General features: G+C 55.9%; 15 protein-coding genes. 8 read left to right on the top strand and 7 right to left on the bottom strand.

Features of this window, described 5'->3' with window-relative positions:
* Nucleotides 1-301: 301 nt before the first annotated feature.
* The 3 genes from VK574_RS02970 to VK574_RS02960 form a co-directional block, all read right to left on the bottom strand.
* Complete coding sequence (locus VK574_RS02970) at nucleotides 302-1,432, bottom strand: TIR domain-containing protein (RefSeq protein ID WP_472798316.1); 1,131 nt, start codon at nucleotides 1,430-1,432, stop codon at nucleotides 302-304.
* A 327-nt stretch (nucleotides 1,433-1,759) separates the two neighbouring features.
* Nucleotides 1,760-4,441, bottom strand: a complete 2,682-nt coding sequence (locus VK574_RS02965) for an ADOP family duplicated permease (RefSeq protein WP_472798315.1) — start codon at nucleotides 4,439-4,441, stop codon at nucleotides 1,760-1,762.
* A gap of 263 nt (nucleotides 4,442-4,704) precedes the next feature.
* Complete coding sequence (locus VK574_RS02960; protein ID WP_472798314.1) at nucleotides 4,705-5,211, bottom strand: GNAT family N-acetyltransferase; 507 nt, start codon at nucleotides 5,209-5,211, stop codon at nucleotides 4,705-4,707.
* Between the two features lie 294 nt (nucleotides 5,212-5,505).
* Between VK574_RS02960 and VK574_RS02955 the strand changes: the two genes are divergently transcribed.
* A complete protein-coding gene (locus VK574_RS02955; protein WP_472798313.1) occupies nucleotides 5,506-6,852 on the top strand; it encodes a hypothetical protein in 1,347 nt (448 codons plus the stop codon).
* A 245-nt stretch (nucleotides 6,853-7,097) separates the two neighbouring features.
* Here the strand turns inward: VK574_RS02955 and VK574_RS02950 are convergent, their stop codons facing one another.
* Nucleotides 7,098-7,301: a hypothetical protein gene (locus tag VK574_RS02950; RefSeq protein WP_472798312.1), complete on the bottom strand. Its 204-nt coding sequence runs from the start codon at nucleotides 7,299-7,301 to the stop codon at nucleotides 7,098-7,100.
* Between the two features lie 90 nt (nucleotides 7,302-7,391).
* Here VK574_RS02950 and VK574_RS02945 point away from each other — a divergent pair, with 90 nt between their 5' ends.
* The 3 genes from VK574_RS02945 (at nucleotide 7,392) to VK574_RS02935 (ending at nucleotide 13,367) form a co-directional block, all read left to right on the top strand.
* Nucleotides 7,392-9,827 carry an ABC transporter permease gene (locus VK574_RS02945; RefSeq protein WP_472798311.1) on the top strand — a complete coding sequence of 812 codons (2,436 nt, stop codon included), beginning with the start codon at nucleotides 7,392-7,394 and terminating at the stop codon, nucleotides 9,825-9,827.
* A gap of 580 nt (nucleotides 9,828-10,407) precedes the next feature.
* Complete coding sequence (locus VK574_RS02940) at nucleotides 10,408-10,794, top strand: BlaI/MecI/CopY family transcriptional regulator (RefSeq protein WP_472798310.1); 387 nt, start codon at nucleotides 10,408-10,410, stop codon at nucleotides 10,792-10,794.
* Complete coding sequence (locus VK574_RS02935; protein ID WP_472798309.1) at nucleotides 10,791-13,367, top strand: M56 family metallopeptidase; 2,577 nt, start codon at nucleotides 10,791-10,793, stop codon at nucleotides 13,365-13,367. The genes VK574_RS02940 and VK574_RS02935 overlap by 4 nt, the downstream gene beginning before the upstream one ends.
* A gap of 220 nt (nucleotides 13,368-13,587) precedes the next feature.
* On the opposite strand, the gene VK574_RS02930 is transcribed toward VK574_RS02935, so the two are convergent.
* Nucleotides 13,588-15,546 carry a heavy metal translocating P-type ATPase gene (locus tag VK574_RS02930; protein WP_472798308.1) on the bottom strand — a complete coding sequence of 653 codons (1,959 nt, stop codon included), beginning with the start codon at nucleotides 15,544-15,546 and terminating at the stop codon, nucleotides 13,588-13,590.
* A 15-nt stretch (nucleotides 15,547-15,561) separates the two neighbouring features.
* A complete protein-coding gene (locus tag VK574_RS02925) occupies nucleotides 15,562-15,840 on the bottom strand; it encodes a metal/formaldehyde-sensitive transcriptional repressor (RefSeq protein ID WP_472798307.1) in 279 nt (92 codons plus the stop codon).
* Between the two features lie 70 nt (nucleotides 15,841-15,910).
* On the opposite strand from VK574_RS02925, the gene VK574_RS02920 reads away from it, so the two are divergent.
* Nucleotides 15,911-16,264 (top strand): hypothetical protein, encoded by a 354-nt coding sequence (locus tag VK574_RS02920; protein WP_472798320.1) that lies wholly within the window; start codon nucleotides 15,911-15,913, stop codon nucleotides 16,262-16,264.
* Nucleotides 16,180-16,728, top strand: coding sequence for a MerC domain-containing protein (locus tag VK574_RS02915; RefSeq protein WP_472798306.1), 549 nt, complete (start codon nucleotides 16,180-16,182; stop codon nucleotides 16,726-16,728). The genes VK574_RS02920 and VK574_RS02915 overlap by 85 nt, the downstream gene beginning before the upstream one ends.
* Before the next feature lie 401 nt (nucleotides 16,729-17,129).
* On the opposite strand, the gene VK574_RS02910 is transcribed toward VK574_RS02915, so the two are convergent.
* Nucleotides 17,130-19,862 (bottom strand): carboxypeptidase regulatory-like domain-containing protein, encoded by a 2,733-nt coding sequence (locus VK574_RS02910; RefSeq protein ID WP_472798305.1) that lies wholly within the window; start codon nucleotides 19,860-19,862, stop codon nucleotides 17,130-17,132.
* Between the two features lie 836 nt (nucleotides 19,863-20,698).
* Between VK574_RS02910 and VK574_RS02905 the strand changes: the two genes are divergently transcribed.
* Complete coding sequence (locus tag VK574_RS02905) at nucleotides 20,699-21,700, top strand: metallophosphoesterase (RefSeq protein WP_472798304.1); 1,002 nt, start codon at nucleotides 20,699-20,701, stop codon at nucleotides 21,698-21,700.
* Between the two features lie 686 nt (nucleotides 21,701-22,386).
* Nucleotides 22,387-22,941: a hypothetical protein gene (locus tag VK574_RS02900; protein WP_472798303.1), complete on the top strand. Its 555-nt coding sequence runs from the start codon at nucleotides 22,387-22,389 to the stop codon at nucleotides 22,939-22,941.
* Nucleotides 22,942-23,010 lie beyond the last annotated feature (69 nt).

The following is a 23,010-nucleotide window of genomic DNA, read 5'->3' as shown; positions in this document are numbered from 1 at the left end:
CTGCACAATCTGAAGCTTCTCCGAAATCGACCGGAAACGGCGAAAGCGACGATCCGTACTCAACCCTACTGCGTCAGACATGAGCCGATCTTCGGCTCTCCAATATCACTCTCGCTAGTAGGGACTCGGCGTACGCTTACGCGCAAAGTCAGACAGGGACTGGATCAGTGGCTAGAAGCCTTCGTCCTAAAAGCGTTATTCCGTTATTCCCGGCCGATGAGTGAGTTGGCGATAATGCACTCATCGAGCATCCGTCGACGACCTTGCGAACATCAAGAGTTGTTTGGAATGGAAACGGCTTTCACGATTCCGGCGGTTCAATAAGTCCCTCACGTTCGAGGATGAGCTGAACATCGTGAAATGCGGCTTTGATGTCGTTTTTGGGAAAACGGATTTGGCCTAATCCGGCAATGTTTGAGAATTCATCGCAGCCATCCTCAAGCATTACGATTGCCCGGGCGAAGCCTAGCCGGCCTTGAAACAGTCCGGCCTCATGAATAACGTTCATGCGTGCTTGCAGCTTGCCGTCCGCCTGCTCATCTTCAGCTGTGAGGACAAGAAATGCGATCTCGGCGGCATCCAACATCGTCGAAAGCCGGACGGTATTGGGGATGCCCGCGACTGGTACGCGATTGAACTCATCCCAAGGCAGCCGCATCCGGTCCTTGATGAAATCCTTCAGATCCTTCCATTCCTTTGATCGGCCATGCCCAATGAACACATTCGTTCCAACCCTGTCCGCTTTCGCTTGGTTTTTCTCGATTCGTTCCAGGTGAGAGAAGGCGCGGCGGGCGATATTAGCCAGCGATTCACAAGCGAGCTTTGGCGCCCTGATACTTAACACTTCTACCAAGACGGATATATGCGGAGGAGTCCACAAACCCTGCCCGATCGCTAGAGCGTCACGCGACCACAAATTTCCAGACGGGCGAAGATACGCGACAAATTCTCCGTCAGTAAAGGCTTTTACTTTTTCTGCTTCTTCTATCAGTTTCCCGAGAAATTGATCGTCCTTACTTTTGGCGGTGCGCAGAATGGAAATTACGTCATCTCGCTTCTGCCCAAAGAGGAGCCGAACTTTGTTCGATGCCTCGAAGGCTTGGGATAGGTCTGGGTTGTCCGCGCGCTTCCTGATCTCCGCCTCAACGACATCCAGGTGGAATTCCTCCCATTCCCCTGTTGACCCCATCCCGGTCGCATCCTCAAGGCCCCATTCGCTGCTAAAGTGCGCACCTGGAGGAGGCGGTTCCAACCCTGCATAGTAAACGCGTGAGTGGTACCCAAACCATGAATTGCTCCACGCCTTCCCGATCTCGTTGGCGCTGTTTTCAAGCGACTCCAATGGCTTGAGGATTTCAGGCTTATCGATGACTTGAGTCATCGACACCAGTTCATCGTGAATAGTTCGGAGTTCAGCGGCTAGGTTGCTCATCGAATTTGTCATCCATTTTACCGATTCCAGCAATCACTAGTCAGAATTTGGATCTTGAATGCCGCATCATCGCCGGATCATTCGTCAACGGCAGACCGGTAACCCGAAGTCGGCTAGAGTTCCCCGATCCATTTGGTCATGAAGCTCGATTATCGTAGCAGGCCAACGCGCGTTTCCAGCTTCAGCCGTCTCGATTTGATACTCGGCGATTTTGCGTCAATCCAGACCCGCTGAGGCAGAGTTTCCGAGTCACTGGCGATGCGACCGCTAGTGCATCGAATGAATCGTAGTCATGCAGTCCAGATGTGCGACCCTCGATCATCCCAATCATTCTCGACGGAGAATGATCATGGGATCGGAGTTCGCGGCCCGTTGCGCGGGGACGAGACTCGCTACGAGCGCCGCAACGAGGAGCAGGACTGGTACCAAGACAAAGGTGGCAGGGTCGGAAGTGCGCACCTCATAGAGAGACGATGAGAGAAATTGGGTGAGCGCAAACGCTGCACCAAGGCCAATAGCCAGCCCCAGGGCAACGACGCGAAGGCCCTGGCCAAGGAAAAGCCGGAGAATGTCGCTCCGGTTGGCGCCTAGCGCAATCCGTATACCCATCTCGGGACCGCGTCGACTCGCGGTGTAGCTTAGGAGCCCGTAGAATCCGATCAGAGCCAGCGTTGTTGCCATTGCTGCGAAGATCGACATCAGCACGGTTTGGAATCGACGCCGGGCGGATGCCTCGGAGACCAGCTCACGCATTGAATGGACTTTCGAGAACGAGAGGCGAGCGTCAATGCGGTGCAATACCGTTGTTGCCGACTGCACCACATCTTTTGGCGGCAGAGCAGTGCGAATGACAATGTAGGCGTCATCCGGATCCTGAAAGGGAAGAAAGAGCTGCGGCTGAGGCGGCGATTCCAAACTCCAGTCGCGCATATCAGCCACTACGCCAACAACAACTCGCGGATTTTTGGAGTCCTGGGGTGAAACCGCAGGATTGCCCGGCAGGATCTTTCCCCCGACGGCGTCGCGGCCAGCGAAGTACTTCTTCGCGAATGTCCGATTAACGATCGCTGGAGTGGGAGATGCAAGTGCATCGCTAGCGGTGAAGGCGCGACCTTCAATGATCGGAACGCCCATCGCGGAGAAATAATCGGGGGTCACCGATCCACCGTCTGTCATTTGCCCTTCCTGGTTGGGATAGTTCTCCACCCAGAATGTACCGACGCCTTTCGTATCGCCAAAGGGAAGGTTATCGACGGCGCCGACCGCGAAAGTTCCAGGCAGCATTGCGATCTGAGCGTTGAGTGAACGATAAAACGATTCACGCTTTTCCGGCGTTGTGGGTTTGGTATAGCTTTCGGGAAGATTGATCTTCATTGAAAGAGTAGTGGTCGAGAAGCCGAGTGGCACCTGTTGGAGTCTGATCAGGCTTTTGACGAGCAGTCCAGAGCCGGTGAGCAGAACGACAACTATCGCGATCTGAGCCACGATCAACACGCTGCGAAAACGACCTCGTTCACCCTTCGGGCCGGTCTGGCCGCCCGACTTCAGGAACTCGATCAGGTTGACGCGAGAGGCGGCTATGGCGGGCAAGATCCCTGCAAAAAGACTGGTGAGGAGCATGATCGAAACCGCAAACGCCAGGACCTCTCCATTGAGAGAGGCTTCCTGCAGCCGGGGAATGTTGCCGGGGTCGAGCCTCAGCAAGAGCCTGAGAAACACCCACGCCAGGACGATGCCGACGAGTCCACCACCCGTGCCTAAGAGGAGCGACTCTGTGAGCAGTTGACGGACGAGGCGACTGCGTCCAGCACCTAACGTGGCGCGTACGCCCATCTCATGTATCCGATTCGCGTTGCGAGCCAGGAGGAGGCTAGCGGCGTTTCCGCACGCAATGAGTAAGACAAAGGAGACGGCTCCCATGAGGAGAAGCAGAAGCGGACGTGAAGATCCTTCGAATTGTTGGCGGAAAGATTTGACATAGGCGTACCAACCTTGCCGGAAAGTGCTTGGATCGTGCAGGGGATCAAGACGCTGCATGATCGAGCTCAATTCGTCTTCCGCCTGGCGCACGGAGACGCCCTGCTTGAGGCGGCCCAAGGCATAGTTGTCTCCCGAGAGTCCGCGATTCGCGCGCTGTTTCGCCGCAAGAGCGAGCGGGACCCAGACATCGGTTGCATCGATGTGGGAGTCGCCCTCATCGATTTCTGACTTGCGTGGATAGTTGAATCCCGCGGCCATCACACCGATGACGCGATGAAATTTACCGCTGAGTTGAAGAGACTTCCCGAGGACTGCCCGATCACCATTGAAAAGCTGCTGCCAAACCGTATGGCTGATAACGACGACGCTTGCGTTATCGGGCTGATTATCCGCGGCATTGATTGCTCGGCCGAGCTCAGGCGCGACCTCAAGGGTAGAGAAAAAGGCCGCATCGACAGCGGCGCCACTCAAGGACAATCCGGGATGATCGAGATTGAATTTCTCCTGCCTGAACTGCGTCATCGCAGTGAAGGTGCTGCTCTCGCGCTTCATGTCGGCAAAGTCGGCATTATCGGGCACAAAAGCATCAGGCGGAACTTCGCCGACATTCCTATTCGGAGTTGTGATGTAAACGAGGCGCCCAACATTGCCATACGGCAGAGGGGGAAACATCACAGCATTCATCAGGCTGAAGATCGCTGTGCAGGATCCGATGCCGAGCCCGAGCGTGACGATGAATACGCCTGTGAAGGCGCGGTTCCTGCCGAGAAAACGCAGCCCGTAACACAGGTCCTGATGGAACTGCTCGATCATTCCAGTGCCGCGGGAGTCGCGGGTTTGCTGACGAGTCTGCTCCATGCCTCCGAGAGCGATGAGCGGCCTGCGGCGGGCTTCGTCGGCCGGAAATCCTGAGCGGAGATATTTGGCAGTTTCGTGTTCGACGTGGGCGCGTAATTCTTCGTCGAGTTCGTCGTTGACTTGGCTGCGGCGGAAGAGAGCGCGAAAACGGTGGCGTAGATCGCGAAGCATGGCGGACTCCTGAACAGGACGCAGCGCTTGAGCTACCGCTGCGGTCAACTTCTCCTACTCTTTCTGGTCTACGTCGAGTTGTCGTCGGCCGGTTCGGGTGAACTCGTAATATTTGGCGCGACGACTGTTTACTTGCTGTTGTACTACAGCTGAAGGAAGTTCATACATGGACATGGATTATCGACCACAGGCCAACGGACTGCCTGTGGCGGTCATGCAGGTAGCTTCGGACAAGTACCGGAGGGATAACAGTCTGGTTCGATCTATGAAGAATGGCAACTGGTGAAAGGAATCCTGTAAATGACGGATTCATATTTTGGATTCGTGCGGGTGCCTATGATCTCACCGCCAAGATTCTCAGCGATACGCCTGCTGGCGATGTTTCGCACGGCTACCGGGTAGATGAAGTTCCCTTTGCCTAGAAACGCGTGTCCCCACTCAACAAGTGCGGCCACCACTTCCCGTCCGAAACCCTGCCTGTGCGCGCTTTCTTTAAGCCAAAGGCCGAGCTCGGGCCAAACCGAATCCGCATCTTCCAACGAAGCCATGCCAAGGCACTCCTCGTTGTCGAGCCTCCGGGCGACAAAGGAAAACTTGTTCGGTTCATGAGCCCGCACTCTCTTCTCGCATCGCGCCACGTACTCGCTCCATGATGGCGGCTCCCAAGGCATGAACTTGGCGATGGCCGGCGTGATGCAGGCGAAAACCTCCTGAGCATCCCTCATCTGGAACGGGCTGAGCTGCAATCTTGGTGACCGGATGACAATCATTTTGGCAGCCTAATGGTACCGACAACGTATGATAGCTGGCGCGTTCAGGCCAAATCGCTCATTGACACATTTTGAATGTGTGGAATCTGCGCGTTTTTACTTCCGTGAGCGGATCGTCGCCAATGGGGAAATTGGCAAGAATTTGTCCTCAAAGTGACAGTCGCCGGTGATACGCCCCAAGTGCTGAATCCGCGGAGCCCCTTGCAGGGCAGCAGATGATTATGTCTCGGTGTAGAATCTTGGACACCACCCGGCCCCGCTCTTGCTCCACCTCCCCAACTGAGGAGATACGCCATGCGAGTGCTCGCCCTTTGCCTTGTCGCACCTCTGGCCGCCTCAGCGGCAGCGCAAACCCCAAGACCCGCCGCCCGGCCTGCCCCCAGATCGGCCGCCACTTCGGCCACAGCGCCCGTCTCTGGCAAGCCATCTTCCGCCGCTGCTGCCCACTTCACCGCCGCCGGACTCAACAACGAGGACGACCTCGTCCGCATCTACTCCGGCGACTTCCAGTCGATTCACCTCGACCGAGACGGCAGTGAGTTTATGCTCATCATCTCCGGCTACATGGAGGACTTCGGCAACGAGTGCAAGCAGTTCCTGCCGCCCAATAAGGTCGAGATCACTGTACAAGTCTGCAACGACGCCCCCGCCCCATACGTCTACTCCCCAGATGGCGTGCACGACTCCTACGGCAACCTCCTCCCGCAAAACACAGGCTGCACCTCATGGCGCACCGAGGGCACAGGGGTGTACGCCGATCCGCACCTCTACGACGCAGTAAAAAGCGTTAGCGCGAAATCGCAGGTGAATCTCGTCAAAAACATGTTCGGTATATCGACTGGTAAAAGCGGTCGCGCAGCCAATCCCTTGAACATCGGCCAGCAGATCACTGATCAACTCACCTCGGTCGTAGGCGAGACAAAGGCTCTCATCAGCGCGAATGGCTGCGGCAGCCCCGGCCTTAAGAACTTCCAGTCCAACCTCGTCCGATTCGCCAACGGCGAAGCTCCCGTGGAGTACGCGGGGGCGGTCGTCTCAGCCCCCGTCGCTGTCCTGCCTGGCATCAGAGATGCAGACTTCACTCGCCTCCTCGATGACTTCGTCCTCGACAACTCTCGCGGATGGATGATGAATCGCTACCAGCCCGGCAGCATATCCGATCCCATCGTCTCCCATGATCCCGCCGGCTCGCCGACCCGCATCATGGCTCGCTATACCCTCTCCGGCCCAAACGGCAGGCAAACCGGACGGCTTACTGTGTCCTTCAAAGATGGAGTGCCCAACTGCCTCTACTTCTCCGACGCGCCGGATAGCTGCCGCTTACCCAGCCAGCGCATCATCTCTGCCTACGAGAAGAACGCTTACGCCAGGTACACCGCAGCACAGGTGCGCCAGAGTCCCTTCGCAGACGGCTGTAATGCCTTTATGAAGGCCCCGAGGACCTCCAGGTACGCCCCGTCCGATCCCGAAGGCTACTGTCAATGCCTCAGTAGCGGTTATCAGAAGGTGATGACCCCCGCAGAAGAAGTCTTCTACGGCCAGAACTTTGAAGCTAAATTCTGGCGTGGCATCGCGCAGCCGAGATCGGACGATCCAGCATGGCCCCGCCTGAATCCAGTAGCTGTAAGTTGCATGCAATAGCCTGAAGCTGCGCTTGCGCCAAGAAGCAGCTTTCCGCTGCTCTGCATCCACGCTTCGTTCCTCAGCCTATTCGCTTGTCAAACGACACCCTGGATGTATCGTCGCCAACTCGTCACTATGCCATTTGTTCGCCTACCCGGCGATCCCATCCCGGCTCGGGTTGGGTTGGGGAAAAGTAGGCGGTCAGTCGACGCTAACGAACATTTGGCTGCGATTGATTGATCGGAGAGAGACTCGGCGATGTTTCACTCATGACCTAATTTCAATTCTTCAAAAAGAAAGAGATGTTCGTTTCCGAACAGGAATGTGCGGCCACGGACATTTGCCCCGATGTATGCGACGCTCTTCTCAATAGGAATTCCCGTCTTCTTCATCTTCTCTGGAGCCGTAACCGTAACGTAGGATTCTTGCACCCGAGCGTTCTTCAGCGCATCGCGTACAGTGGACATCGTGGAGGCTGAACCAGAGACTTGGCAGCCGAATTGCCTCCGCTATAGGATCCGGTAAGCTCCCCTCTTTCCAAATAAAAGGAGGCGCTGATGCAAGTTGTTCTCCACGATCTTCGCTTTGCACTACGACAGATCATTCGCAACCTGTCCTTCGCCCTCACCGCTATCCTGTCGCTCACGCTTGGCATCGGAGCCACGGTTGCCGTCTATAGCATCCTGTACGATGCAGTGCTCCACCCTTGGCCGTACGCTGGCATCGAGCGAATTTGCGATGTCTGGCTTACCGACAATGCCGGCCACGAAGGAACCTGGAACCTGACGGGGCCGCAAATTCGCCAATTGCGTCAGACCCACGCTGTGGAGGATGTGGTTGTCTCCAACTACACGAACCAGACGGTGACTGGCGGTGATATACCCGACGACGTGGTCGTTGACGAGATGTCGGGAACCCATTTTCAGTTCCTCGGGCTATCCCCTCTTCTCGGCCGGTACATCATGCCAGCCGATGCACCCGATGGGCACGATCCTCAGCCCGTGTCAGTTTTGAGTTACAAGTTCTGGCAGAGGCATTTTCGCGGTGATCCAGCGATCGTTGGAAAAACTATCCAGCTCAACCACAAGACCTACACAATCCTCGGCGTGATGCCAGTGCGCTTCACTTGGAGAGACGGAGACGTCTACATCCCGCTGAAGATGGAATCCGACCAGACGCATCGGTACAGTCCGGAGTTCAAGGTGAGGCCCGGCGTAACTTTCGATGCTGCCGCCGCCGAATTCCAGCCTCTTTTTCAGCAGTTCGACAAGCAAACACCGAATGTCTTCCCAAAACAATTCAAAATCAGCGTACGCGGGCTCGCGGATACCTACACCCGCGATCTAAAAAAGACGATGTACCTGCTCTTCGGGGCGGTCGCGCTGCTGCTGGTCATTGGCTGCGGTAATGTCTCAATTCTTCTCCTTGCGCGCGGCACCGCCCGTCAACATGAGTTTGCCGTCCGCTCCGCCGTAGGCGCCAGCCAAATCCGCGTCGTACGTCAACTGCTCACCGAGGCGTTGCTATTGTCTGGCATCGGAGCGGGATTGGGTGTGCTTGTTGCCTATCAATCGATCAGGTTCATTATTCCTAGGCTTCCGGATCATTCGTATCCCTACGAAGCCGACTTCCACATCAACTTGCCTGTTCTGTTTTTCAGCGTGGGTCTTGCGCTCCTCAGCGGGATTGTTTTCGGTCTCTTCCCGGCGCTCCAAGCTTCGCAACCTCAGATCAGCCAGGTGATGCAGTCCGGTACTCGCCGCCTCACCGGAAGCGTAAAGGGAAAGCGCATACACACGGCCCTCATCGCGGGCCAGATCGCCCTTACTCTCCTGTTGATGACGGCAGCCGGCGCGGCAATTCAGAGCTTTGTACGGATGAACAACATTCCACTGGGCTACGAGCCGCAGAGCACGATGTCCGTGATCATTCCCATTGGGGAAAACGCTCACTCTACATGGGCTGATCGCGCCCGCTTCATCGCCCAGCTTCGGGACAAGATCGCGACAACCCCCGGTGTTCTTTCCGCCGGAATCTCCACGAATGCCACTCCGCCCAACAGCGGGTTCACGCTTCCCGTTGAAATCCTGGGTAAACCGGCCGCCCAAGCGCAGGAGGCGCACGTCGAGTTCGTCAGCCCCGAATACTTCTACACATTGCGAATTCCATTCCGCAGCGGACGGCTGTGGGACCAGGCTGAAATTACGCGTGGCGCTACTTTGGTCCTTGTGAATCAGGCATTCGTGCGTCACTATCTTGCGGGCGAAGATGCCGTGGGGCATTCGCTACGCGTACCCCAGTTAGCCAATCTCCCTCCCATGCTGTTAGCTGCAAATGGGATTGCAGGGCAGCTGCAGGTCATCGGTGTCGTGAACGATTCGCTGGATGACGGGCTTGACAAACCAGTCGCGCCAGCGGTGTACGCACCTTACACGCTGGTAATGCCGCCCTTCACGCAGGTCCTGGTTCGCACTCAGGGCGAGCCCCTCGCGCAGCTTCACAGCATTCGACAGCAGATCGCAACCATTGATCCTGACCAGCAGGTCGGAGGAGATATCCGCGACCTTCAGGGCTGGATCCGGCACGAACCGGAATTTGAACGGGGGAGACTCATTTCGATCCTCTTCGGAGCATTTGCGTTTCTGGGGCTCTCTCTCGCTGCCGTTGGCCTCTATAGCGTTGTCTCGTATACCGTCCTGCAACGGACAAACGAGCTCGGCGTGCGTGTCGCTCTCGGAGCGCGTCGCCGTGACGTGCTGAGCCTCGTCGCCATCTCCGCTGGAACGAACGTGGGAATCGGAATCGTTGCGGGACTCGCTCTGAGTCTCAGTCTCAATCGCTTGATCGCGCGATGGATCGAGAGTGGAACGCGCGATCCGTTCATGATCCTGACTGTATCGGTCACTCTCATTGCCGTCGCTGCGCTTGCCTGCATCATCCCGGCCCGCCGCGCCACAGCCATTGACCCCATGACTGCTCTACGCTGCGAATAGTTCAGTTCGAAAGTTTGCAAATGTGCTCATTGAGAGAGGGGTAATTGAAGGATCGACGGTAATACTCCCGGGGATCATGAAATGAAAGTTCATGCTCTACGTCGGGTACGCGATCATCAGTCTGGTTCCCTTGTTGATTCGTTCTCTTGGCTTCGCCCTTCCAGATCGCTACGTTCGTATCGTCTATTTTCAACCATGCCGAGTCCCGTCGCAGGCTTGTACTCACAAGGCACCGCAGATGGCCTTACAGGTTCAGCAACCTTTTGCTATTTCTAATGCTGTTGTTCTCTGCCCTTCCGGTTACGTTGGATGTTCAGCCGCCGATAGCCCAAACGTCACAGACGAATGAAGTCGCCAAATTGAAAGCGAAGGTTCGCCAAAAGTCCGAGTTGCCGGTGACTAGCTCAGAGATTCAAATTTGGCTCGGTGAGTGTCTCGGCGATTTGGCTCGATTCCAGAAACTATCAAGTCACGCATTCCCCATGGTTTCTATTAACTCTTAATTTTATAGTTGACAAAACATTTCTCGCACGCATAAAGTCAATCCCCAGTCTTAATTCCTTAGTTGTTGGAGACGTTCTTGGCCCGGAAAAAATCTCTCAACCTCACCGAAGCCGAACTCCGCCTCATGGATATTGTGTGGGACAAAGGCGCAGTCACCGTGGGGGAAGTCGCCGCGGCCCTCCCCAGCGTGCCCGGTCTCGCCTACAACACGATCCTGACCACGCTTCGAATTCTCGAGCAGAAAGGCTATGTCCGGCATACCAAGCCTCGGGAAGGTCGCGCCTTTGTCTATCGCGCTATTGTCGGCCGCAAACAGGCGAGCCGAAACGCCCTGCGTCACCTGGTCCGCAGGTTCTTCGCCAATTCTGCCGAATTACTTGTCCTCAATTTGCTGGACGACGGCGATCTCTCTCAGCGGGAACTCCGTAACATTCGAAATCTCCTCGCGGAAGGTGGAAAATGATCGCGATCCTCAAATCTCTGAATGCTTTTTCGGCTGCCGGACTAATGGCTGTTCTGAACACGCTTTGGCTGGCACTCGCTGTGGCCGCTGTCATGTGGCTCGCGCTCCGCCTGATGCCACGGGTCAACGCCGCGACTCGCCATGCTGTCTGGTGGGCCGCACTGGCGCTGGTCGTGCTCCTGCCTGTCGTCACTCTTCTCCCCAGGTCTGGGCCGCCCTTGCCTTCTCGCCAGCGAGCGGAGAACCAAATCGGAACGCGCGTGCGATCCACTTCGGCGGTGAAGCCCTACCCGATTACCACTGGCGCCGATGCTCCTGCTCCGCCACTCGCACCCTCTCAATTGCCTGCCCTGAATTCTCGCACCGTTGCGGCGCCTCGCGTGCGCATTCCCATCGAATTTCGGCCGGGAAACTGGCCGTCAAGCCTGCTGTTCCTCTGGATGGCCGTGTGCTGCGTTCTAGTTGGCAGAATTGTGCTCGGATACTTCCGTCTCCGCGGCCTGCGGAATCGCGCCCGGCCTGCAAGCGTGGACCTGGTGGTGCGTTTCGAGCAACGTGTGCGCGATTCCCGCACTTCGCGCATCCCTCGGCTTCTTGTATCCGATGAAGTAATTTCACCTCTCGCTGCGGGATTCCTGCACCCAGTTGTCATTCTCCCGGAGATACTTCTCGAGGAGATTGTCGAACCGGAACTCGACTACGTCCTGCTTCACGAACTGGCTCATGTCGCCCGCCGCGACGACTGGACCAACCTGATCGGCCGACTGGCATCTGCAGTTCTTGTCTTCCATCCTGTGGCTGCATGGGTTCTCCGTCGCATCCAGCGAGAGAGGGAGATTGCCTGTGACGACTGGGTTGTCGCCGCGACCGGCTCAGCCGTCCACTACGCCGTTACTCTCGGGCGCCTGGCAGAATTCTGCTCCGCTCGCCGCCGCGAATTGCTGGCCACGGAAATGGCTCATCCATCTTCGAACATCAGCGAGCGCATCAAGGTTCTGCTTCGGCCAAGGTTTCATTTTTCTCCAAGCGCGTCACTGTACCGCGTCTCTGTCTGTGTCGCGGCCGGTCTCGCTCTAATCAGTTTGGGAGTGCGTATGCCCAGATGGATTGCATTTGCGAAGGACTCAACAGCTGCTGTGGCATACAACCAGGCCGCTTTGCAATCTCAAGTCGTTGCTGCACGAATGGGGCTCCCGCCTGAAGGAACTCCAGTTGCACACGTGGCAACGCTCTTCCCAGCACACGGCACAGAATCATCCGCCACTTCGCCAGTGGCTCTCGCCGATCAGGACAAGACCTGGCGGCACGAATGGAAGATCACGCGACATGATTCTTCTTCGAGCAACGTACGGCTGTCCCTCATCAGCCGCAATGACGACGGCAATGATCGGATGAATACCGAGGACGTTCCGCTCTCAAGCCTCGCCGGCTTCTCTCTCTCCATGCTCGATCATGACGGTCCAGTGAAGTTCGAATATGTTCGGGATTCGGGACGAATTGTCTGCGAAGGAAGCGTCACGGGAGGCCGCGCTTCAGGGCCATTTACGGTCGTTCTCAATCCCTCCTTCGCCTCTGCCCTGGAAAAAATGGGTTATGGCGCGCCGCACGATGATGAGCCATTCTCTCTAGTGATTTCCGACGTGACTCTTGCCTATGCCCAAGCAGTGCGGGACACGGGACTCACATCATCACTATCGGATTTGATTGACTTGCGTGATCACGGCGTCAGTTCGGACTATGTCCGCGCCGTGCGGCAGGAAGGGTTCACTAATCTATCCGCGCCGGAAATTTCTAAACTGCGTGATCACGGCGTCGACGCCAAGTACCTCAAGGCGGTCAAGGCTGCCGATCCCAACCTCGCCATCGATTCGATCGACAGTTTATACGATCACGGTGTCAAGCCGGATTACTACAAAGCAATGAAGACCACCGCTCCTCAACTCTCTATCGAGCAAATCGACAGTCTATTCGATCACGGAGTTGAACCGGATTCTTACAAGGGCTTTGCTTCGATCGACTCCAAGCTCTCCATCGGAGAGATCGATAGCCTGCGCGACCATGGCGTCAAACCGGAGTACTACGGGAGCGCGAAATCAGCCGATCCCAATCTCTCCATCGAGGCAATCGACAGTTTATACGATCACGGCGTCAAGCCAGACTATTACAAGGCAATGAAGACCACCGCCCCTCAACTCTCCATCGGGCAGATCGACAGCTTGTTCGATCATGGCGTCAAACCGGATTCTTACAAGGGCTTTGCTTCGGTCGACCCAAAACTCTCCAACGAGGAGATCAACAGCCTACGCGACCATGGGGTCGAACCGGGGTTTTATCAAGGGATTAAGGCAGCTGACTCGAAAGTGTCTATCGAGGAGATCAATAGGCTGCGCGACCACGGTGTTGAGCCGGAATATCTTAAAGAGATTCGCGCGCTACCCGATGGATTCTCCATCTCGGACATCTCGGCGCTTCGCGACCACGGCATCACTGCCAAGTACATTCGCAAGCTGCACGATATGGGTATGAAAAATCTGACGGCGGATCAGATCGTTCATCTCCGCGAAGGAGATTAGACCTGGTGGTTCCTGGGACATCGCGCTAGACTCCCGAAACTTCCTCGCACGTCTCGCGGGCGGATTGTCGGCTACTGTCGCTTTGAGGCGAAACTCTGTCGAAACTCTCGATTGGCTCGCGGCAACTCGCAAACCCCGAGTCTCGGCTCATTGAGTGCATTGGCGATTATGCGACATTTGAGGGCGGAGAACTCACGATGGTACCAGAATCGCACTCCTCTCAAAGCGAAGCGCTGGTCTCCGCCTGGCTGTACACTCGCCGCTTTTCCCTGGACGGAAGCAGGCGCGTCGAATTCAGGATGAATGTCAGCTCGGAGGCAACATGGATAAAGGCTGCAATTAATGGATTCAGCATTCCAGCCGCGGCCAAACCGATGCCGATCGTATCGACGATCAGGGTGCCGTAGAAATTCTGTAGGATAATTCTTCGGCAGCTTCGTGCGACGCGAACGGTCTCCACGAACTTCATCAGGTCATTGCCAATCAAAACTACATCCGCGCTTTCGCGGGCGACGTCGGTTCCCGCGCCCATGGCTACGCCGACAGTGGCTTCGCTAAGCGCGGGCGCGTCGTTAATGCCATCCCCGAGCATGGCAACTGTTCGTCCCGCTCGCACCTGCTCCGCGATGAGGTGGGTCTTCTGTTCGGGAAGCAGTTCGGCATGAACATCGTGGATGCCGAGATGACTGGCTACGGCTAATGCTGTTTGCTTCGTATCTCCCGTCAGAAGGACAACCTCTATGTTCATGGTCCTGAGTGACCGAACCGCGTCAGCTGAGCTTGGACGCAGCTGATCTGATATCAGGATGGAACCCAAGTAGTGCCCGCCGCGTGCCACAAAGATCTCTGTCACGTCATCGGAAACACTACCTTCGAGCGCCAGGATCCCAAGTTCTTTGAAAAGCATCCGATTACCGACAACCGCCTGCTCGCCATTCACGAGAGCTAATACACCCCGACCGACCCGGTACTCGAAATGCTCCGGGTGTGCCACGGGTATATTCCGTTGCTCAGCAAAGCTGACTATAGCTCGGCCCAGCGGGTGCTCTGAGCTGATCTCGACACTCGCAGCCGTCTCGATAAGGGCGCGCTCTTCAATATCCGGTGCAAGTCTGACTTCGGTGACCTGAGGCATACCGAAGGTCAAGGTTCCGGTCTTGTCGAGGAAAACTGTATTGAGCTGTCCCAGCGCTTCGAGATAAATTCCGCCCTTAATAATGGACCCTTGACGAGCAGCGCGTCCGATGGCGCCGAGGATGGCTAGCGGAGTGCCGGCGGCGATCCCGCAGGCTCCGGCCACAATGATGACGGAGATCGTAGACCGGACATTGTGGGTTATGAGAAACGTGAGGACGGCAGCGCCCAGAGCGAAATAGACCAAATATCCAGCGAGCCGGTCCGCCATCTTCTGAATCGGTGCGCGCGAATGCTCCGCCTTTTCGACTGCTTCAATGATCTTGCCGAAGGTAGTCTCTTTTCCCAGCCGGTCTGCGCGAACCTGAAGGCTGCCGGCCTGGTTGATGGTGCCGGCGTACACTTCGCTCCCGGCCATCTTTTCGCTTGGCATCGGCTCGCCTGTAATCGCAGCCTGCTCGACGAACGAGTGTCCGCTGACAACCTGCCCATCGACGGGAATCCTGCTGCCGGGTCGAATAACGACAATTTCTCCTGGGAGTATGGTCTGCGTGGTCACGTCGACAATCTGACCGTCTCGCATGACGCTGGCAATCTGGGGCAGAAAATTCAGCATGTCCTGAATGGCGCGCCGGCCGCGGCCGACGGTCAAACCTTCGAGGATTTCGGCTCCGAGGACAAAGGCGGTGATCACCAACGCCGTAAAGAATTCACCGATTGCCAGCGCTGAGATCAGCGCAATGGCCATTGAAAGCTCCATGGTCATGCGGCGTTCGACGATGTTCTCCAATGCCTCTTTGAAGATAGGAAACCCGCCGATCAGCGCCGCAGCCAGCCCGATCACACTCACCCTATGAAAAGGCTCCCACAAATGAAACCAGACCGCCGCGGCGGCTAGCGCAACGAAAACGACTCGCAGAACTTCCGCAAGCTCGAAAGCGTGCTCATGTCCATGTTCGGGTTCTTCATGAGGTGCGCTGTGGGGTACATCCGCAAGCTGCTTCTGCTCATAGATCTGCGTCTCTTCCTTCTGAGTGACTGACATAGTATCTCCCGGAACTCAATTGAAATAGCGCTTCACAACTGCGATCAGGTCGTCTGCTGCCGCGAGCTGCGCCGGTCTGGTTTTCTGGTTCGGGTCGAGTACATGGAATCGCAAATGTCCTTCAATCAATTCCGCCATCAACCCGTTCAATGCGCCGCGGCAGGAGGCAACCAGTTGCAGAATTTCCTCGCATTCGCCGTCCCCCTCAAGCGCTCGTTCAATGGCTTCGACCTGGCCCCTGATGCGTCGAACGCGCGAAAGCGTCTTCGTCTTGTTTTTCGAAATATGCGACAATTGATCCTCCTTAGAATGTAATATACTCCCCTATACTATATGATTTGGGAAATGTGTTCGGGGTGGAGTCATGCTGGAAACAAAACGTCGTGTGATCGGTCAAATGATTATCTGTCAGGGCTGCTGTTGTGGTGCGACCCAAAAGGAACGTCCGGCGGTTCCAGCGAATTGGCTGAAGGAAGAATGGCGAAAGCGGGGTCTCCTGAAGAGGTTTCAACTCACCGTAAGCGGCTGTGTCGGCCCCTGCGACATTCCAAACGTGGTTGTAGTGAATTCGCAGACAGGCTCACAATGGCTCGGCCACATCACCGAATTCAACCAATATCGCTCGCTGCTTGAATGGGCTGTACGCTCCGTTGGTGCTGGGCATTTGTTGGAACTGCCGCGAGAATTCAAAGACCATCTGATGGAACCATGGCGCTGAACCTCATCGGGGAGAAAACATTGAGAAAATCACAACTCAAAGAGGCGCCTGGATCAGGCAGCGCAAACCGGATTTTCGCGCTTCCAGTGGACCAGATTGGCGCATGGACGTCAGCATTGTGTGTGATCCATTGCCTTCTTACTCCCGTCGTGCTTTCCATCTCAGCGGTCTCGGCCCACTTCCTCCCGTCCGAGGAAAGAACTCATCGCACACTTGCAGTCGCCATTGCTGCGATTGGAGCCCTTGCACTGCTGAAGGGATACCGGAAGCACCGGTCGCCACGTGTTCTGCTGCTGATGACTACCGGCCTTGCCTTCATTTTCGGCGGCGCCTGGTGGGGAGATCACCTGCCGTCACATGCTGCAGAGGTTTTCGTCACTCTAGTTGGCAGCGGTCTCATGATCTTCGCTCACAGAATGAATCACACATTCTGTCGCGACTGCAGTTGTAGCCATTCAGAGTAGATGGCTCTCAGATTCTCAAGCCCGTTACCTGACAGATTTCCCAGGAATTTTTCCTTTATCTGATGGGTCCGAATTCCGATGACAGTGCATCGTGGGAACGCGGTTTTGTCCAGCTTGCCTCAGCGCCTGATTACCAAGCTGGGGGGTGTATCGGGCTTGTCTGATTCATGGCTTAGAAACCACATCAAAACCTCAAACCAAACGGCCATCATGATGCAACCCAGCAATACGGCACTCACGATTTCAGAGCGCGTCCACCGGATCCTTTGAAGTTTCTTCTTGCTGCCTCTGTCAAAGCTGATGACTTTGCGCAAGACGACGACCTCCCTTCAAAGCCGCAATTGGAGCAGCGGTTCTAGCTGCCCCAATTGCCTAGGGAATAACGTCAAATCGTACTGTCGTCAGAAATGGAAGCCGATTTCAGCCGTCATCGCTCGCGGTGTTACGTAATGCGTTCCGCTAAACGTCGAAAGGAAGTTGTAGAGTGCGTATTTGTTCGAGACATTGATGGCGGTGAGTCTCAGACTCCACTTTCGCTTGTCACCGTTGAAGAGGTTGTCGTCGCCGATGGAGGCGTCGAACAGGCTTCGCGGCGCGATGCGAGGTGGGTTCTTGTCGTCGTCCTCAGTATTGGGGGCTGGAATGCTGATCAAACTGGAGGTGAACTGCGAGGCCAGGCAGGGCGTGGGCAGCGGCGTGTTCGGTGTTGCCCGCACTCCATTGCAGGCAAAGCCGGCCTCAAACTCCTGGTCGGAAGTAAGTCCGCTCAAATCGACTGCCGGCTGTCCGTTTAGAGTGGTCGAACCACAAAGCGTATTTACACCGATGGCGTTATAGCAGGGAGCTGCGCCTGCTACAAGTCCACTGTCATAGCGCCAGTTGAAGCCGATCCAGGGTCCGCGACGCAAAGGAACTTGGTATTGAACGTGTGTGGTCTGGTTGAACTTCTCATCGTGGTCGATGCGAAACGGGAGCCCGGGCGCTCCGACGGTGGCGCCCGCCCCAGCACTCTGCGGCGGGAAGAAACGAGCAGCAACCGAAGACATCACTACGAACGCCGAGAAGTTGTGATAGTTCGGCACATCAGCATGAACCACATATCCGGGGATCTTCGAGTTATGCCAATCGATGGGGAAGAAGATCGGTGTGTTGCCGAAGATGCTGAAATCGAATGCGTTGTGTGTGTACTTCCAGATGTAATCACCGCTGATCACGAGGTGTTTGCCGAAGGCCTGCTGCAGTCCTGCGTGGAACTCATTGCGGAAGCCGGGCTGCAGGGTCCCTGAAACGCCAGGTGTGCAGGCAAGCAGCGGAGCAAGCACTTCATTCGCACATCCGGAACTCGAGAGCACGAGGTTTTCGTTGAATGGAGTCTCAAGCGTTCGTGCATACGAGACGCGCAGAACAGTATTGGTTCGCTTAATGCTGTAGGCCGCGCCCACGCGCGGTTCCGGCTGGCGCGTGACGGTCAGACCGTTGTAAAGATCTCCACGGATCCCCAAGTTGAAGACCCAGTTTCCTGCCTTGATCTGATCTTGGATGTACAGGGCCAGTTCCTTAATGTCAGCGTGACCGAAATCCGCGTAAAGTGAACCAGAGCGCGTGAGGTCATAGGGCAACAGGACGGGGTTGAAGCTCCCGCCCACCGACGGATCGTTCGATACAAGGCCCGCTGCTGCACATTGGGACGGATCGGTGAACCCTGGCTGAGGATTTCCGTTCGCATCCACGCAGGGTGAATTGAAGGTAGCGTTGATCAGTCCAATATTGTCATGCTCGCGCAGGAACGTATGCTGATACACCGTTCCGGCCTTGATGCTGTTGATACCCTTTTGGATCGTCAACTCTCCGTGGACGCCTGCATTCAGCAGTGAGCGTTGCTGAGAGACCGACTCATTCTGAATTGGGCCCAGATCGGCCAGAGGGTTGCCGCTGGGATAGTAGTTGTATCCATCCCTTCGTACGTACCCTCCGAGGTTCAGGACTGCGTCCTTGTTGAGAATGTGCGTGAAGGTTGGCGCGATATCGTATGTGCCGATCTTGGAGTGCTGATCGGTGTTCCCCACGCCGCCAAAGACGGGGCTGGCAGTGGTGCCTCCACTCAGCACATTCGTGATGTTGAGATTGTCGTAAGTGTTCGGCGTCTGGAACCAGGAGCGCGAGTAATTGATGTTTGTATGGATTGAGTTGGAGCTTGAGAGCTGATAGTCCACTCTGTCGAAGACGTTTTGCTCATTCCCCTTGTCGTGGAAGACGCTGAACTCAGGAGGGTCGAGGAACCGCCCGGTATTCAGCCCGTCCAACTCGAAGAAGTTGCCCCAGTTCTGGCCGCCGTACCCCAGATCGACCGAGCCAGCGGCAGATCCGAAAGTCCCGTAAGAAGTTGTGATGTTGCCGACGGGCTTCGTCAGGCCCTGCCCTGACCGTGTTGTTACGTTGATGACGAGGCTCGTCTTTCCCCCATATTCTGCCGGCGGAGCGCCGTCGATCACTTCCAGCGACTGAACCGCATTCGAAGGCAATTGATTAGAGAAAACTTTGCTTTGTTGGTCCGTGATCGGCTGGCCATCTACAGAGAAGGAATTCGAAGCGTGGTCTCCCAGTCCGTGAAACAGGCCGTTGGAATCCGCGGCGACCCCAGGCGATGAAAGGGTCACCAAAGAACTCAGAGAGGAAGACGCGCTTTCGATGGAAAGCTTGTCAAACAACCCGCGATCCACATCGGTATGAACGGTCGGATCGTTTTCGATTAGGTCTTCGCCGCCTTCCACTGTGACAGTATTCGATGCTGTGCCAACCTTAAGCTGGATATTCGTGCTGACCGGAACGATAGAGTTGACGTCCATGTCTTCGACGAAAGCGGCAAAGCCATCCCTCGTGACAGTAAGGTGATAGGGGTTGAACGGCAGGTTCGAGAAACGGAAATGGCCGGTGCCGTCGGTCGTTGCAGTCCTCGCATAGGCGCTGACGGGATTTTGAATGGAAACCACCGCTCCTGGAATCACCGCTCCAGTTGAATCGGTTACGGTTCCGCTTATTGAGCCGGAGTTGGATTGGGCGTCAAGCCTTGAAAACGCGGCTGAACATACAAGGATGAATAAGGAAAAGAGAATACTGCGCAGGAACTGGCGCATGGACGGACCTCCTGAAAATCGCTGTTTTGAACGAGGACTGCTCGTGAAGGATTTTCCGATTCTTCGGATAGGAGGCAACGCCTGCTAAGCGGTTTCTCCTCAAGGAAAAACCACTTAGCAGCCAGCTACAAGCCTATGTGAAATCGGAAAATGTTCTAGGAAACGGCAGTCTGATCAGGCGGAGGTCTATTGCACAGAGAAAACGAGAAGATGTGCTCCCGGTATTGCCGCTTATAGGGAACCGCAACACGGGTGAAGACAACGAAGACTTGCTGAACGCAAGGTGCAGACGTTGGCTGGGCTACATTATGAGCGCTTTGGCAAAGCGCGCAATCCGGATGAGTAGAACCGTTGGGATGGACGTGAGTAAGTTGTGCCGTGCTTCCAACGAGGAGGAGGATTGCGAAGAGTGCAACGAACAGAATGCGGGCTGGCGCATTCTGCGGTCGTATTTTGCCGACCCATCGCATAATTACTGTTCACTATATATCATGCTGCCAGAACTGCCAATAAACGAACGGCCGCTTGACGGGTTCCCTGGACCATTGGGCCATGGCAAGTCTGCGCAGAAAGGTACATCGGAACGGAGATTTTCCACCGTCTCAGGATGTTACAGATCTCGTTGAAGGTCGCCTTTTGTTCCGTGAAATGTGACGACGGCCAGAGGTGAGTCTCAGAACTCGATCCTCTCCTGATGCAATCATGCGCTGCGAGGATTTGCATTTACGAGAACTTAACGACTGCTCATATAGGCTAAGCAGATGACAGACGCGACCGTAGGGGTATCCAGACGTCGATTTCTTCGAGAAAGCGTTGCATGGAGTGCCTTTGCAGCAATGCCTGCGTTGCGAAGCGTCGCAGCCAAGCCGCCCGATCCCAGAGCCGCCCATGCGCTCGTGATTGGCGATTGGGGATGGTCCGAAAAGCTGGGTGCCGAGACCGCGCGCAATGGCAACGGGTTTGAGGCGCAGAAGATGGTCGCTCGAGGAATGGAGCGCTACGCTCGTTCGAGCGGTATTCATGCCGATGGACTGTTTATGTTGGGCGATAGTTGGTACGGCGAACTCACGGGTGGAGCGGCCTCGCCACGCTGGGTAGAGCAGTTCGAGCGCTTGTATCCGCTCGAGACCTTTGCTTGTCCCGTCCATTCCATGCTGGGAAACCACGATTATCAAATGTTGCCGCCCGAAGTGAACAAGTTGGAGGCTGAGCTCGAATACGCTCGGTCAGGCCGCGGACTCGACGGGCGTGCGACGCGATGGACGTTGCCATCCCGCTGGTACACCTTTGATTTTCCGAAACGAAATCCGCTAGTTCACGTCATCGTGCTCGACAGCAACATGCCGCGCCCGGATGGGGTTTGGCAACACGGGCATGACTTCACACTAAAACCCGAGGGACAAGCAGAACAATTGGCATGGTTCGAGCAAGAGCTCAAAAAGCCGCGGACTACACCCTTCCTCGCCGTTTTGGCGCACCATCCGGTTTTTTCGAACGGACCTCATGGGGATCACCCGGTACTTGTCCGAGAGTGGGACCCACTATTTCGCAAGTACAAGGTTGACCTCTACATGGCCGGTCACGACCACGATCTGCAGCACCTTGAGTTCGAAGGACACCCGACGACCCACTTCCTTTCAGGAGGTGGTGGAGCAGACTTGTATGTTCTGAAAGTCGATGGACTGGACCGTGGCCCATACGCACAGGAAGTGCACGGTTTCAGTCATCTGTCTGTCACGCGATCGGCACTCGAATTGAGACACTTGGACGCGGACGGCAGATTTCTGTACGGCATCAGCAAGACGCCTTCAGGAAAAGTAAGCGTTCTACTGTCATAGCTGGTCCCGGAACATGAGAACGAAGATGGACGGTACTCCTTCGAGTCTCGGGTCGAACTGCTCGCGCATGACAGTCAAGTTGAGCTTGTTGAGCGGCTGAGTGCGTGGCATTCTCCGGACAATACTGATGAGTTGTGTCGTGCGCAGATTTCGGCCAAGCATCAGGTTGCTCCTGGCCGAGGAGACTAACCGCTCAATTCCGCGATCGATGGCTTCCCGCGTCCACAACGACCTCTCGGTTGAGCCTCTGGTGGTCTACCTCGTCAACGGTTATCTTTAACAGCATGGATCGCGCAATTACAACGCCGGCTTGCGTTGTTGCATGGCTGTTGTGCGCGATGTTGGTGTGCCTGGTGGTTCATCCGCCGCACTGCGATATGTGTGATGGACCGCTCACTGGAATCTCTTCTTCGCCGCAAACTATTGCCAGCCAGCAACAACCTGCTACACCGGAGCCGTGTAACGGCATGTGCTGGTGCTGTGGCTTTCACGGACTTCCGAATGCAAATCCTTATCTGGGTCCGGTGAATACTGTGACCTCAAATGTTCGGCCTGAACCGCTTTCGCCTGTTTTCGCGCTACGCTCATCCATCTTTCGACCTCCCCGTACAGGTGTCTCCTCTTGCTTGGCCATCCCGTGCCTTTAGCGCGGATGCTGCAACGCACAACTTAATCTGGAGACATTTATGCGTCGATACGTGTTCACGCTCACTGGAGCATGCTTGTTTCTGTTTTTGTGTCTGCCTGCTCACGGGCAGAACTCCGCTAAGACGTCCTCTGGCGATTCTCAAAAGGCCGGTGAGGACAAAGACCCCATAGCCATTGTTGAGCTTGGCGCAGCAACAAGCTGGAACCTCAGCGGGGGTGCAGCAACGTTCGCGCCGAATCTTGCCGCAGAAGTGACACCAATCGAGAACTGGCTGGAACTGGAGGCAGGCGTGTCGCCCTTCTACACTCATAAGTCAACGGAATGGGACACCGACTTACTTTTCAAGAAACCGTGGACTCTATCACGAAAGGCAGAGTTCATGCTGGGCGTCGGTCCCGAATGGGTCCACCTCAGACAGAATGGGAAGGCAACCAACTCCATCTCCGGGGAACTGGTGGGAGACTTCATGTTCTGGCCGACCGGCAAACACCATTTCGGCTGGTTCCTTGAACCGGCTTACGACTACAGTTTTGCTGGAGGCCACCAGCAATCCATCGGTATGAGCGGTGGTCTCCTCATCGGAATTCCGTGATCGTTACGGAGCATGAGCCAATTGTCACCTGACGACATCAGGGCATATCGCATTTCCAGGATTGCACCG

The sequence above is a fragment of the Occallatibacter sp. genome (assembly GCF_035317045.1).
Taxonomy (GTDB): domain Bacteria; phylum Acidobacteriota; class Terriglobia; order Terriglobales; family Acidobacteriaceae; genus Telmatobacter.
This window is presented reverse-complemented; position numbering and strand designations above follow the sequence as displayed.

Bases quoted from the DNA above. Each gene is read 5' to 3' on its own strand.
- VK574_RS02970 (WP_472798316.1), bottom strand. From the start codon at position 1,432: ATGAGCAACCTAGCCGCTGAACTCCGAACTATTCACGATGAACTGGTG.
- VK574_RS02965 (WP_472798315.1), bottom strand. From the start codon at position 4,441: ATGCTTCGCGATCTACGCCACCGTTTTCGCGCTCTCTTCCGCCGCAGC.
- VK574_RS02960 (WP_472798314.1), bottom strand. From the start codon at position 5,211: ATGATTGTCATCCGGTCACCAAGATTGCAGCTCAGCCCGTTCCAGATG.
- VK574_RS02955 (WP_472798313.1), top strand. From the start codon at position 5,506: ATGCGAGTGCTCGCCCTTTGCCTTGTCGCACCTCTGGCCGCCTCAGCG.
- VK574_RS02950 (WP_472798312.1), bottom strand. From the start codon at position 7,301: ATGTCCACTGTACGCGATGCGCTGAAGAACGCTCGGGTGCAAGAATCC.
- VK574_RS02945 (WP_472798311.1), top strand. From the start codon at position 7,392: ATGCAAGTTGTTCTCCACGATCTTCGCTTTGCACTACGACAGATCATT.
- VK574_RS02935 (WP_472798309.1), top strand. From the start codon at position 10,791: ATGATCGCGATCCTCAAATCTCTGAATGCTTTTTCGGCTGCCGGACTA.
- VK574_RS02930 (WP_472798308.1), bottom strand. From the start codon at position 15,546: ATGTCAGTCACTCAGAAGGAAGAGACGCAGATCTATGAGCAGAAGCAG.
- VK574_RS02920 (WP_472798320.1), top strand. From the start codon at position 15,911: ATGCTGGAAACAAAACGTCGTGTGATCGGTCAAATGATTATCTGTCAG.
- VK574_RS02915 (WP_472798306.1), top strand. From the start codon at position 16,180: ATGGGCTGTACGCTCCGTTGGTGCTGGGCATTTGTTGGAACTGCCGCG.
- VK574_RS02910 (WP_472798305.1), bottom strand. From the start codon at position 19,862: ATGCGCCAGTTCCTGCGCAGTATTCTCTTTTCCTTATTCATCCTTGTA.
- VK574_RS02905 (WP_472798304.1), top strand. From the start codon at position 20,699: ATGCCTGCGTTGCGAAGCGTCGCAGCCAAGCCGCCCGATCCCAGAGCC.
- VK574_RS02900 (WP_472798303.1), top strand. From the start codon at position 22,387: ATGCGTCGATACGTGTTCACGCTCACTGGAGCATGCTTGTTTCTGTTT.